The sequence below is a fragment of the Flavobacterium sp. Flavsp81 genome (assembly GCF_059491325.1).
Genome location: NZ_CP168505.1, coordinates 4,895,199 through 4,909,212, shown reverse-complemented (window position 1 = coordinate 4,909,212; position 14,014 = coordinate 4,895,199). Strand labels below are relative to the sequence as shown.

The 14,014-nt window shown below is 35.0% G+C and carries 11 protein-coding genes and 1 tRNA gene; 3 read left to right on the top strand and 9 right to left on the bottom strand.

Translation table 11 applies throughout. The features are described 5' to 3' along the window. Positions 1 to 2 precede the first annotated feature (2 nt). The 3 genes from ribB (at position 3) to ACEN92_RS20270 (ending at position 1,772) form a co-directional block, all read left to right on the top strand. On the top strand, positions 3 to 1,136 hold the full coding sequence (ribB, locus tag ACEN92_RS20280) for a 3,4-dihydroxy-2-butanone-4-phosphate synthase (protein WP_495640137.1): 1,134 nt from the start codon (positions 3 to 5) through the stop codon (positions 1,134 to 1,136). A gap of 2 nt (positions 1,137 to 1,138) precedes the next feature. Next, a complete protein-coding gene (locus ACEN92_RS20275) occupies positions 1,139 to 1,528 on the top strand; it encodes an acyl-CoA thioesterase (protein WP_495640136.1) in 390 nt (129 codons plus the stop codon). A 159-nt stretch (positions 1,529 to 1,687) separates the two neighbouring features. Continuing rightward, positions 1,688 to 1,772 (top strand) — tRNA-Ser (locus tag ACEN92_RS20270). Positions 1,773 to 1,984: 212 nt separating this feature from the next. Here ACEN92_RS20270 and ACEN92_RS20265 read toward each other — a convergent pair. The 9 genes from ACEN92_RS20265 to ACEN92_RS20225 all read right to left on the bottom strand — a co-directional run bounded on the left by ACEN92_RS20265 (position 1,985) and on the right by ACEN92_RS20225 (position 14,009). Continuing rightward, complete coding sequence (locus ACEN92_RS20265; protein WP_495640135.1) at positions 1,985 to 3,103, bottom strand: ABC transporter permease; 1,119 nt, start codon at positions 3,101 to 3,103, stop codon at positions 1,985 to 1,987. Next, positions 3,100 to 4,206 carry an ABC transporter permease gene (locus tag ACEN92_RS20260; RefSeq protein ID WP_495640134.1) on the bottom strand — a complete coding sequence of 369 codons (1,107 nt, stop codon included), beginning with the start codon at positions 4,204 to 4,206 and terminating at the stop codon, positions 3,100 to 3,102. Before ACEN92_RS20260 ends, ACEN92_RS20265 begins: the two co-directional genes overlap by 4 nt. 8 nt (positions 4,207 to 4,214) lie before the next feature. Further along, on the bottom strand, positions 4,215 to 4,955 hold the full coding sequence (locus ACEN92_RS20255) for an ABC transporter ATP-binding protein (protein WP_495640133.1): 741 nt from the start codon (positions 4,953 to 4,955) through the stop codon (positions 4,215 to 4,217). Positions 4,956 to 4,965: 10 nt separating this feature from the next. Further along, a complete protein-coding gene (locus tag ACEN92_RS20250) occupies positions 4,966 to 5,871 on the bottom strand; it encodes an ABC transporter ATP-binding protein (protein WP_495640132.1) in 906 nt (301 codons plus the stop codon). After that, positions 5,871 to 6,764 carry an HlyD family secretion protein gene (locus tag ACEN92_RS20245; RefSeq protein ID WP_495640131.1) on the bottom strand — a complete coding sequence of 298 codons (894 nt, stop codon included), beginning with the start codon at positions 6,762 to 6,764 and terminating at the stop codon, positions 5,871 to 5,873. Before ACEN92_RS20245 ends, ACEN92_RS20250 begins: the two co-directional genes overlap by 1 nt. A gap of 7 nt (positions 6,765 to 6,771) precedes the next feature. Beyond that, positions 6,772 to 8,037: a TolC family protein gene (locus ACEN92_RS20240; protein WP_495640130.1), complete on the bottom strand. Its 1,266-nt coding sequence runs from the start codon at positions 8,035 to 8,037 to the stop codon at positions 6,772 to 6,774. 65 nt (positions 8,038 to 8,102) lie between these two features. After that, positions 8,103 to 8,705: a TetR/AcrR family transcriptional regulator gene (locus ACEN92_RS20235; RefSeq protein WP_495640129.1), complete on the bottom strand. Its 603-nt coding sequence runs from the start codon at positions 8,703 to 8,705 to the stop codon at positions 8,103 to 8,105. Positions 8,706 to 8,958: 253 nt separating this feature from the next. Continuing rightward, on the bottom strand, positions 8,959 to 10,887 hold the full coding sequence (locus ACEN92_RS20230; RefSeq protein WP_495640128.1) for an RICIN domain-containing protein: 1,929 nt from the start codon (positions 10,885 to 10,887) through the stop codon (positions 8,959 to 8,961). 362 nt (positions 10,888 to 11,249) lie between these two features. Further along, positions 11,250 to 14,009, bottom strand: a complete 2,760-nt coding sequence (locus ACEN92_RS20225; RefSeq protein ID WP_495640127.1) for a T9SS type A sorting domain-containing protein — start codon at positions 14,007 to 14,009, stop codon at positions 11,250 to 11,252. Positions 14,010 to 14,014 lie beyond the last annotated feature (5 nt).

Sequence of the window (14,014 nt, the reverse complement as noted above, 5' to 3'; positions counted from 1 at the left end):
TTATGTCAACAACAAAAATACAACTTAATACCATTGAAGAAGCTATAGAAGATATTCGTCAGGGGAAAATAATCATTGTAGTCGATGATGAAGATCGTGAAAACGAGGGAGATTTTTTGGCTGCAGCCGAAAAAACAACACCGGAAATGATTAATTTCATGGCTACTCATGGGCGTGGGTTAATTTGCACTCCTCTTACTGAAAGCCGTTGCAAGGAGCTTGATCTGCGTCCAATGGTGACCAATAATACAGATCATATGGAAACTGCTTTTACAGTTTCGGTTGACTTAAAAGGAAATGGAGTTACCACAGGGATTTCTGCCGCTGACAGAGCAAAAACAGTCTTGTCTTTAGTAGATCCGAATACCAAACCGCATGAATTAGCACGTCCCGGACACATTTTCCCATTGGTTGCCAAACAAGGAGGTGTTTTAAGAAGAACAGGACACACAGAAGCAGCAATAGATTTTGCAAGGTTAGCGGGTTTTAAATCTGCCGGAGTAATTTGTGAAATCTTAAATGAAGACGGAACAATGGCACGTTTACCACAATTGGTAGAAGTAGCTAAAAAATTCAATTTAAGATTAGTTTCAATTGAAGATTTAGTTGCCTACAGAATGCAGCATGACAGTCTGATCGTTAAAAAAGAAGATTTTGATATAGAAACCCGTTTCGGAACTTTCAGATTAAGAGCTTACGAACAAACGACCAATAAACAAATACATATTGCATTAACCAAAGGAACCTGGAATTTAGGCGAATCAATATTAACCCGAATCCATTCTTCTCAGGTGAATAATGACTTACTGGGAACTTTAACTAACAATGTTGATCAACAATTAGACGATATGTTTAAGATCATCAATGAAGATGGAAAAGGAGCCGTTATTTTTATTAATCAGGATATGTCGGCTGTAAACTTATTAAACAGAATTTCTGAACTAAAAGCATTACAATCACAAGGTACCATGAAAGCCCCAAAAGTAGTTATTGATACTAAAGATTACGGAATTGGTGCCCAAATTCTGCACGATATAGATATTTCTAAAATCAGACTAGTGTCAAATACCCAACAGACAAAACGTGTTGGAATGATAGGCTACGGATTAGAGATTACTGAATACGTAAACTATTAATTATGGGAACCGTAGAGGAAAGAATCATAAAATCTGAGACACATATTTTTAAAGCTGTTTTTCCGAGCACAACAAACCATTACGACACTTTATTTGGAGGAACTGCACTGCATCTCATGGATGAAGTTGCTTTTATTTGTGCCACGAGATTCAGCCGAAAGAAGGTTGTAACAATATCGACGGGTCAAATTGATTTTAAAAAAGCAATTCCGGCAGGAACTTTAATCGAATTGGTAGCAAAAGTGATTAGTGTGGGAAGAACAAGTTGTAAAATTCATGTTGATATTTTCATGGAACAAATGTATACGGAGCTCCGCGAAACTGTAGTTTCAGGAACTTTTTCGTTTGTTGCCGTTGATGAAAACAAAAAACCGATACCTATTTTGGATTAATATGTCATTTAAGGTGAAAATATTTCGAAAATAAATACTGATTATGAAGCACTTGAAAATTTCTTTAAAATAATCATCAAAAAAGGACAGAAAAAGTTTTTATAATCGAAAAAGCGCACTATATTTGCACTCGCAATCAGCAAATGATAGCAACATACTGGAGAAATGGCAGAGCGGTCGAATGCGGCAGTCTTGAAAACTGTTGACTGTAACAGGTCCGGGGGTTCGAATCCCTCTTTCTCCGCGAAGGCTCAAAAACAAAGAAAAAACAAGATTTTCAAAGTTTTCAAAAAGCCTAAAAAAAGCGGCAAACCCTGCAAATCCAACGATTTGCAGGGTTTTTTCTTTTATATCACTTTTCAATATTTATAAAAACACTCAAAAACTTTGTGGTGCATTCGTAGCACACTTTGAGTGGAGAGAATACCTTTTTCGCCACAAAAAGTTAAGGCAGGTTTACGATGTTTTCCTATAATTAAAAATGGCTGCGATGTTTAATACAATAGCAAAACCAATAATGATTAAAATATGTTTTTGAATGTCTCTAAAACCACTCCCTTTTATAATAACCATTCTCATTACATCAATAAAATAACTTATCGGGTTTAATTTTGAAACGGTTTTTGCCCAGTCTGGCATACTGTCTATTGGCGTAAACAAACCGCCCATTAAAACAAAAATCATTACAAAAAAGAACATGATAAGCATGGCTTGCTGTTGCGTATCACAAATTGTGGAAACCAATAATCCAAAACCTAAAATAGCCAGTAAATAAACCGCTATAAAAGCGTATAAAACCAAAATATTTCCAAGCGGAATTATTCCATAAAAAATCCAGCCGACTAATAATCCCAATGTAAAAACGACATTGCCGAGAATCCAGAACGGAATTAATTTTCCTAAAATAAAATGGTATTTTTTTACCGGAGAAACATTAATCTGCTCGATTGTTCCGGCTTCTTTTTCTTTTACAATATTTAATGCCGAAAGAAAACCGCCAACAAGTGTTACCAAAATAGCCAGGATTCCCGGAACCATATGTAATTGGTAATTTAAATACGGATTGTACCAGTTTGATGATGCTATTTCTATTACCGGAATGGCATTAAAACTTGTGGGAACATTCATTTTTTTTCGCAATCCACTATTATATTCTCTTATAATATCGCTGATATAACCGGCACCTAATCCAGCCTTTGTTCCGTTAATGGCATTTACTCCTATAAAAAGCTGTTGTTTGTTTTCTTTTATAAGATCTTGTTCATAACCGCGTGGAATTTCCAGAATTAAATCAGCATTGTCTTCTTCTAACTGTTTGAAGGCCTGTTTATAAGAATCGTTATAAGTTCTTAATTTGAAATAGCCTGAAGCTACAACCTGATTGATTAAATCTCTGGAATAATCGGAACGATCGTTATCAACCACCGCCAGATTGATATTTTTGATTTCATAATTTGCGGCTAGCGGTAAAATAATAAGCTGGATAACAGGCATTACCATTATCACGACTAAAATGGCGCGATTACGAAATATTTGTTTGAACTCTTTGATGAGCAAAAATTTGATGGTTCTCATGACAAACGTTTTTTAAAGCTTTTAAGACTTACAATCAATAAGAAAATGGTAATTACGAACAGGATTAAAGTCTCTTTCCATACATAGGAGAATCCTAATCCTTTTATCATAATTCCTTTTACAATGATGTAATACCATTTTGAAGGCACAACATTTGAAAACCACTGCAAAGGCAGAGGCATGTTTTCGATAGGAAACATAAATCCGCTGAAAAGTAATGTTGGCAAAAGCATTCCGAGTAACGAAATCAACATTGCGGTTTGCTGTGAATCCGTTTTAACTGAAATAAAAATTCCCAAAGTCAAGCAGGTTATAATAAACAAAGTGCTTTCTGCAAAAAGCAAAAGTATGTTTCCGGCAATTGGCAAATCGAGAACAAAGACACTCAATAACAAAATGGATACTACATTTACCATTGAAAGTAAGAGATACGGAACCGCTTTTGAAAGTATTACCATTAAAGGTTTAAATGGCGAAACCAAAAGAATTTCCATAGTTCCGGTTTCTTTTTCTTTTACGATAGCAATGGCCGTCATCATAACGCAGACGAGCATTAAAACCAAAGCCATAACACCGGGAACAAAATTTGGTGCTCCTTTTAACTGCGGATTGTATAACATTTTCACTTCAGGTTTTATCTGCAATGGCGTCTGATTTTCCTGATTCAATTCTGCCTGATAATCGTTTATAATAGCCGTAACATAGTTGGTTAATGTTGTCGCATTATTCGGATCAGAAGCATCTGCCAAAACCTGAATCTGCGCTTTATTCTGATGCAAAAGCTGATTATTAAATCCTACCGGAAATATTACTGCCATTTTGATTTCTCCGGTTCTAAATGCGGCCTCCAGCTCTTTGCTTCCTGCAAGGCTTTTTCTAATTTCAAAATAGCGGCTTGCTTCTATTTTAGTAATGATTTCTTGTGAAGCAATATCTTTGGCATAATCGACCACAACTATTTGTGAATTCTTTACTTCATTTGTTAAAGCAAAACCAAAAATAAGAATCTGCACCACCGGCATCCCAAAGAGAATCAGCAGCGTTTTTTTGTCACGCAGTACGTGCAAAAATTCTTTTTTTACGAATGTTATAAATTGTTTCATAGTATAAATTATTCTCCTCGTTTGGCTTCTCTGGCAAGGTGATAAAATACCTCATCCATTGTGGTTACGCTAAATTGTTTTTTTAGGTTTGTTGGCGTATCAAGTGCTTCTACTTTTCCGTCGACCATTATAGAAACTCTATTACAATATTCGGCTTCATCCATATAATGCGTGGTTACAAAAATGGTAATTCCCTTTCCGGATGCTTCATAAATCAAATCCCAAAATTGCCTGCGCGTTACGGGATCAACGCCGCCTGTAGGTTCATCCAGAAATACAATTTCAGGTTTATGGATAATGGCGGTTGAAAAAGCCAGTTTTTGTTTCCATCCTAACGGAAGTGAACTTACTCTTTTGTCAGCCTGATCTTCCATTCCCAATTGTTTTAAAAGTGCAGCACTATTTTCTATGATTACTTTATCGCTCAAACCATAAATTCCGGCAAAAAAAGTAATGTTTTCCTGAACCGTCAAATCATCATACAACGAGAATTTCTGACTCATATAACCTATACTTTTCTTTATTTTCTCGGTTTCTTTATAAATATCAAAACCTGCAATTTTTGCCTCACCTGATGTTGGGTTCGACAATCCGCAAAGCATTCTCATCGCCGTTGTTTTCCCTGCACCATTTGCACCAAGAAATCCGAAAATTTCTCCTTTTTCCACTTCAAAAGTGATGGAATCTACGGCAGTAAAATTTCCAAATCGTTTGATTAATGCCTTGCATGAAATTACTTTCTCGTTCATAAAAATAATTTTAACTTAAGAGTTTTATAAAACTGTCTTCTATTGTTACAGCAGCTTCTTTGATCTCTATATTTTTAATTCCTTTTGTTTCCAAAAACTGTAATAAATCTGCTATATCCGGGTTTTTCTGGAAAGAAAAATGAGCAAATTCTCCAAAAGCATAACTCATTAACCGATTTGGATAGATCACCAAAGCTTTCAAAAGCTCATACATATTTACCGCTTTTACGGCAAAAAGTTCATCCGGATAATTCTGGATTATATTTTCCGGACTATCAATCGAAAGAATTTTTCCGTCCTGGATCAATGCAATACGATCACAAAGATTCGCTTCGTCCATATAAGGCGTTGAAACGATAATTGTAATATGCTGTTTCAGTTTTTTGAGCATTTCCCAAAATTCCTTTCTGGAAACAGGATCAACTCCGGTTGTAGGTTCGTCCAGAAATAAAACATTTGGTTTATGAATCAGTGCACAGCACAAAGCCAGTTTTTGTTTCATTCCTCCTGATAATTTTCCTGCTCTTCGGGTTTTAAACGGTTCAATCTGAATATAAATATCTTTGATCAAGTTGTAATTTTCCTCAATGGTCGTTCCGAATAATGTGGCGAAAAAATTAAGGTTTTCTTCGACAGTCAAATCCTGATACAAGGAGAATTTCCCCGGCATATAACCAATCGTATTTCTGATGGATTTAAAATCTTTTACCACATCGAGTCCGTCAATAAAAGTCGAACCGTTATCAGCCAGTAAAAGCGTCGTCAGGATTCTGAAAATACTTGTTTTTCCAGCTCCATCAGGTCCAATTAATCCAAAAAGCTCGCCTTTGTTTACCGAAAATGAAACATCATTTACGGCAACTTTTTTTTCCTTTCCGTAGGTTTTGGTAATATTTTTTACAACAACAGATTCCATTATTTTAAAAGTTTGATTTCGCCGTACATTCCAATTTTCAGGTAACCATCATTTTTAACTCTCACTTTAACGGCATATACCAAATTGGCGCGTTCGTCTTTTGTTTGAATTGTTTTTGGGGTAAATTCGGCTTTATCGCTAATCCATTCTACAACACCGCTGTATTCTTTGTAGGTTTTGTCTTTGGCATCTACAAAAACTTTTACATTGTTGTTTAATTTTACGTCCGGTAATTGATCTCCGGTAATATAAACTCTAAGAATTATAGTCGATAAATCGGCAATTTTATAAATCGGTTTACCAATTGTAACCATCTCTCCTGCCTCAGCATATTTTGTCAAAACTGTTCCGTTTGTTCTATTGGTAATTTTTGATTTAAAAAGCTGATCTTCAATTTGACGTACCTGAATTTTTAAGGTTTGGGTTTCATCATCAATTCCGGTTGTACTGATATCTAATTGCTTTTGTAATGCTGTAATTTGTTTCTCCGTAACGGCAACTTTTGTGGTGGCATCGTCAAGTTGTTTTTTGGTCGCGGCATCAGCTTTAACCAGATTTTGCATGCGCTGCTGATCTAATTTTGCCTGTTTTAATTGTTCCTTGTAAACATCTAACTGCGAATTGATGTCTGGTTTTTTACTCTGCGTTGCTTTAATTTGTGCCAAAAGCTGTTGACGCTTAAGCGAAAGCTGTATCGTGTCGATATAACCTACGACTTCGTTTTCTTTTAAAACATTCCCTTCTTCAACTTTTAAATCTTTAATTATTCCTCCCGCTTCTGCCGAAATAATGGTTTCTACACTTTCAAAAGTTCCAGTTGCATCAAATTCATTTTTATTTTCTGAACATGATATTGCTATTGATGCTATTATTATAAATGCTGTTTTTTTCATCTTATGCTTAATTACCGGTTATTAGTTTTTGTCTGTATTTTGCCAAAAGCAAATCTGTTTCATGAATGATTTTGTTTTGTGTTGCCGCATTTTCCTCATTTACTTTACGCAAATAATCACTGGAATCAATCACGCCATTATCTAATTGTGCTAAAGCTGCTTTTTTTACATTGTTTCTCAGCATAATGATTTCATTATCAGAAGCGAGATATTCTTCCAGTTTTCTTATTTCTGCACTCTGTTTTTTTATAGACTGATTGGTATTGAAAAGGAAAACTTCTTTATCAACTTCGAGCTGTTGCTTATTAATATCAATAATCTGTTTTTGTTTTTTATTTGTATAAAGTCCTGTTAATGACCAGTTCAGTCTTATTCCGCCAATGTAATAGGGTTTCCAGCCCACTTCAAGCATATTGAGTCCCGGATTTCCGTAACCGCCCTGTACGAAGAAATTAAATTTGGGCAGATTGGCAATGTCGACTGTTTTTTTTCCTAGCTCCAGATATTCATTTCTATAATTAAAAAGCTGTAATTCAGGACGATTAATTTCTATTGAATTCACAATATTATCAGGAGTTTCTAATTTCGTGTGTGGAGATAATTCTAAGTTGATGAAAAGCCCCAGCATATCCAAATACGCTTTTTTGTAATTGCGAATGCCAATTGCCGTTTGATCTGCTTTTAGATATTCTGCTTTAAGCAAATCCAAACTGCTTAGGTAAGCTGTGCCGTTATTAAGCTGTGCCTGAACGGTTTTTATTCCGATATTGATATCATTTTTAAGTAAATCATTTTGATGCAGTTGTTCATCAAAAACCAAAATTCCAAAATACAATTCTGTTACCTGCTGTTTTACGGCATACAAATCAGTCTGAAGCTGCTGGTGTGAAACTTTGGTTTGTTTTTCTGCCATTTCTTTCTGCTGTTTTAAATTTCCTCCGTCATAAACCAGCTGATTCACTTCTGCGTAAGCGCGATATTGATCTTTATTTAAAATTGGAACATCAACTCCAGGAAGGCCAATTGGCAGCTTTGTAACGTCTGACTGATACGTTGCCTGACCAAAAATGTCAAATTTGGGATAATAGCCTTTGGCGATATTATCAATATTGAATTCACTGCTTTTGGCAATTAAATCTCGTTTCTTTGTTAAGGGATAATTTTCTTCTGCCAGTCTATAACAATCCTGAAGTCGCAATAGCTTATCATTTTGCTGTGCATAAAAATGAAATACAGGTATAAAAACCAGTATAAATACAAATAACCTTTTCATACTCAATTTTTTAATATTTAACAATTTGTTTTAATCATTTGATTAAATTTAGTCCAAAAAAATAGCTACGAGTTGATCATAGCTTTAAACCACTGTACAATTAGTGTTTTTCTTTCTTCTGCAAAATCATTCATTTGATTTGCTGTCATTACTCCCGCTGATTCTAAAACGGGTTTTGCGATGAAAGGAAAAATACACATCGATAAAATATTGATAATAAAATGCAACGGGTTAATATCCGGTTTACTTTCTGTCAATTGTTTTACAAAAACGGATTCAGTCAATAATCTTCCAGCTTGTACTTTGTTCGCAAAATGTTCGGGATTATTTCTTATTTCACTTAAAACAAATAAAGGCAAACCAGGATTTTGAATCAACATTGTGATATAAGCATCAGCAATCAGGGTTACTTTTTCCTCAACAGAAGTTTTATCACCATTAACTATGGGGGCAATTACACCAAACAATTTTGCTACTTTCTCGGACATTATCAATTCAAAAAGTTTTTCTTTACTTCTGAAATAATAATTTAAAAGCGCCAAATTAATTCCAGCTTCTTCGGCAATATCACGAGTACGCGTAGCAGAATATCCTTTTTGTGTGAATACTGTTCTTGCCGCTTCTTTTATCTTTTCTTCGGTACTTGCGTCTTTGCTTTTTGGTATCATATTGTTGTAAATCTTTGGCAAAGATAAAAATAAATTTGAATTAAACAAAAGATTTAATCAAATGATTAAAATTATTTTTATTATTAAAAAACTAGATAGCATGTTATATCACTAACTCTGGTCGTTAAGTTTGGAGTAAAAATAAACCACTACTTTAATCTTAATTAAAATAGTGGTTTTCAATGAATAAATAATGATGAATTAAAATTATAAAGTTAATCTCAAAATCTATATGTATTATTTTAGAATAGGACTATTCAATTAATATCTTTTTGGTTGTTGTAGTTGAATTTTGAAAAATCCTCGCCAAATATACACCACTGGCGAGTTTAGTTCTAATAACTTGATTAGTATTAGATTTTAGATTTTTTGTTTCGTATAATAACTCACCGCCTATTGAGTATATAGTTAGAGAATAATTTTCATCTGACTGTGAAGCTAAATAAATATTAAACTCTCCACCCTTTGATGGATTAGGATATACCTGAACATCAGTATCTATTTCAATATTATTTATTAAAATATTTTTCTCATCTCCACTTTTTGAAGTATTCCCTATTTTATTGAACTTAAATAATTGACATGAAGTCCCGTAATATTCCCAAAGTTGAAGATTTGCTGTGCCATCCATATTACAATTAGAAGTGTCCCAACCTTTTGATGTATCTATGGCTGATTTTATGCTATAATAACCATTACCAACATCGGTTACTAACCATTTTTGAGCATTATTACCATAATCATCCCAAAGCCTTATCGATTTTCCATTTGTTGGATCTGCGCTCTCAAGATCTATTACACGTCCTGTAGAACTTGCATTTGATTTAAAACGCCAATAGCCGTTTCCAGCATCAATAGCAATCCATTGTTGTGCTGTTCCCCCTAATCTATCCCAAGGATGGATTATAGCACCATTTGCATTAGTCCCATATTTAAGATCTATTACCTTATTTGAATTTGTTTTAAATTCAATTTCATACACACCATTGTTTATTAATGAAGTGTTACTACAGTTTTGCGATGGTATATTATTATTTGCATATTCAGAGAACCACTGCTTAGTTGGTGCAGCACAAGCCTCCCAATTGTTGTTGAAAGCAGTTGTAACATTATATGGATCTGCGTTAGTTATCAACCCTTCTGGTGCAAGTAAATTCCAACTACAATTTCCAGCAGCATCAATTCTGCCTTTCAGATTAAGACCAAAACCACTTGTTGTACCAGTACCCCATGTTTCGGCACCAGTCGGGGACCAATCCGTTTCTGTTATTACAATAGGTGCTACGTTAGCAATTGGTTGTACGTTAGCATTCCAGGCATTATTAAAACTAGTGGTATTTTCTGCATTAGCTCCCCAATATCCTGGATAAACATGAACAGCATAACCTATATTACCTCCTGTTATCAAATGGTTTGGATATCCTTGGTAATGAGATTGATATCCCGTTCCTGGTATCCAACAAACATTATTTGCACCATTAGCCTTAATTCTATTTACTAAATCTTGAAAGTAATTATGTAAAGCGGCAAAATGCTCATCACCCGTTGCACCCCAATTTCCATTTGTTCCAAGTATTTCTATAGGTTCATTGGCTATTTCAAACATAACATTATCTACATTCTTTAAATTTGGATGGCTCGATAGATATTGCCATACAGTTCTTAAATAATTATGGTAATTGTCCCCATAAGCAATTCGTTTAGGACATACGCCGGGAGGACGAAGGATAACATAGAGTCCTCTGCTTCTGGCATGATTAATTAAAGGGATTATAACTTGATCTACGTAAGTTACTAATCTATTGTAATCAAAGCATGAGATATCATTTTCTCCTGCTGAACAACCAGGTTTATTGGTCCAGTAAGGGTCAATATGAAGTCTTATATAATTTAATTTCCATCCGTTATTTGTATCCGTGAGCGCATCCATAACTGCATTATTATAATTTAGACAACCTTGAACATTATAGTTATCCCAACGGCATTTACCATAAGAGCAACCATTAAACCAAGGACTGGGAGTTATGGCAACACCATGCAGTAAAATGTTTTTTCCGCAAGGATCCTTTAAATTTTTGCCTTCAATATGCAGAGGAGGCAGTGGCATTCCCGGCCATGCAAATAATTGTGTTAGCGGAATAAACACTAAAAACAGAAAAAGTAATTTTTGAATTCTTTTCATAACTTAAATGGTTTAATTAATAAATATACTCTTGGCTTTTGAGTAAGTTTTTTACTGCTAATTTAATAATAAACAATTTAAAAACAACCGATTGTGTTGTTTATTTTTTTTAATCTTTTTCTAAATAATAATTTGATTTTAAAAGTCTTTTTTAAAACTGCTCATCACATTTTTGTTTGATTTGAAACAGCTGAAAAAACGAATTATCATTTATCAGGTGAACCTGATTTGTTTTAATACAAAAAGATAAGGTAAATGGGGTTGCTTATTCACAATTACATTAGACGAATCACATTATTTTAGTGATACGCAACGCTGTAAAAGGTTTTTGCGGAAGCTGAAATTTAATCTTGGCCATATTTTTATTCCTTTACGATCTTATATGTTAAGGTCTGTTCTGAATCAGTAATTTTTAGTATATAAAATCCCTTTAGAAGATTTGAAACATTAAGCTGCGTGTTTCCGGAAGTAAATTTTAATACTAGCTTTCCTTGCATATCAAAAATTTCACAGGAAGAACTATTATTAGTATTAAAATCAATGTTTAGGACATCTTTTACCGGATTAGGGTAAATTTTAAAACTTTTCAATATCTTATTATTACTATTTTCTGTATTTAATAAAATCCCATCAAGTTTTAAGGGGAGACTTGAGGCAGTAACGGAAATGCCCGGGATCAGAAAAGAACCAAAAGGATTTATGGTTGGTTCAGAACCGCTCACTGACTTATATAAAGCTGTTACACCATTTACTGTATCCAAATAGTAACTTCCGGCATAGGCTTTTGTAGCAATATATACGCTATGCATATCATTGACCTGTACATTGTGTGGTGTAGAAACACTTCCTGTTCCATCAAAGGAAAAAATACCGGATCCTGAAATTAAAACCGGAATATTGGCAGGTATCTTACCGTTTGTAATTTTGGAACCATTAACCTCAGTAGCCGAGTACTGCAAAGTGTAGGCTGTAATTCCGGATGGGATAGCAGCCTCATAAGGCAGGGATAACATTCTATATCCGTTAAGAGTACAATTGTAGGATGCGGTAGTTGCTGTAAAACCAACAGGTGCATAAAAGTTGCCACCAATATCGGTAAGACTGAGAGTAGCACAGGAGGTACCTGCTATGATGTTTGCATTGGTGTTTGTAACCGCGCCGTTTACGTAATAAACACAATTCTTATTGGCAGCAGAAGCATTCCAGTCTTGAGCAGAAGTAATGCCAGAAGTTCCTGTATAATCTAATGATGTATACGATAAATTTTCGAGGCAATCTTGTTCGTTGCTGTCTCCATTACTGTATGTGCCCGTAAATTGGAACATTTTTTCATCTCCTATCCTGAAGAAGACATCTCCCAGCTTAATTGTTAATACAGAAGTGTAATTACCACTTGTAAGCTTGAGAATACCTATACATCCATCTGTTAACACTTTTCGGGAAATATCAAGTATCCAGTCATAATTTCCGCTTTTATCAAAATTGACCGTTCCATAGTTGTGCGACATGGTTTCGCCATTGCTGTTAATATAATATAAAGTGGTATTAGAGGAAGTAAAATTTAATGCAGATGTAATGTTGTCAATATGTAATACCAATTGGTTATATCTGTCGTCGAGCTTCAGGTAACCGTTGGTACTTGTAGTATTAGAACTAATCAGCGAATGACTATTGTCAAAAGTTACCGTTTTTCCACTGAGCTGGTAAGTTGTGCCAAATGCCGCATTGGTTACAACCTGATCCTCAATTTTATTATAATGATAAGCTGTCCCTGTCATTTGTGAAACAGGACGCACACTACTTTTTTCAAAAACAAGCGTGGTAAAGCTGGAGGGACTAATACTAATTTTTGGGCGGAATGTTTCAGTGGTAAAACTAACATTTGTTGAAGACATATTCTCCAATTCTGTAGTTTTGACCATTTTTCCTGAGATTGTGTAGAATGGCAAATCAACAGTAAGGTTGTAAGCAGTACTTGCAGGATTGATAACCATAACAACTACACTGTCACCAGTATCAGAGATATAGGTTGAACCGCTCAACTTACCTGCTCCATCAGCCCAGGTATTCCCTATGCGTGTTTTTCCGGTAGCATATTTTGCAAAATGAGACAAGATATAACCACGTTTGGTAATTTCACCAGTTATGCTTCCGTTTGTACCATCACCCATCAGTCCGTAATAGCGCTTGGTTGCGTAATGCACCCATGCGTTTACGTTACTAAGCATAGCCGAATTTACTTGTCCTGCAAAATTTAATGCATCCTTATTCCAGTCAAAATTACGGGTAGTGTTTTCTGTAGCATTCCAGTTCATCAGATATTCTGTCATCCAAACCTCTTTTCCTTTGGCCTGTACTAACTTTAATCCACTCTGGATATTCCCGTACTGATGACCCGCAAAATAGGTGTAATTTGCAGATACAGCATCACTGGTAAATGCAGAAGAATAATTATCGGTTAGCCCTACTCCTTCGGGAGCCATAACCGGACAATTTATTAATTGTCCGTAATTTTTAACAAAATCAGAAATTTGTGTAGGGTTCCAGATGCATCCTGCGTAGCTGGCACGTTCATCAGGTTCGTTCTGGACAGAAATGGCATCCAGTTCTGCACCATTATTTTTGAGATAAGTTGCGTAACCATTCAGATAATTGGCATAGTTGGGATAATACGCAGGCAAAAGATAATTATCCTGTTTGACGTTGTTAGCGTCAACATAGACCGCGTCAATAGTATTGTATGTTTTCCACTCGGCAGGCATTGACCAGGGACTGGCAAATATTTTAATCCCCAGTGATTTGCCTAATTGTGCCGTAGCCAACGATTGACTCCATGACGACGGAAAGCTTTCTGAAGCATTAGTGCTGCCAATGGGTATATATAAACGCATGATGTTATAACCTGCTTCACTATTTTTACCCCAGACTTTTTTAATTTCATCGGTTGTCATATGATCGTACCCAAATTGTGGACTACAAACAAATCCACCAAATCCAGTAATTTTCTGGTAAGTTGTACTACTATTAACTGTTAATGTTGCCGATTGTGTTGTGGTTTGGCCGATTCCTTGTATTACAGAGCAAAAACCCAACAAAATAAATAATTGTAAATGTCCTTTCATAAAAT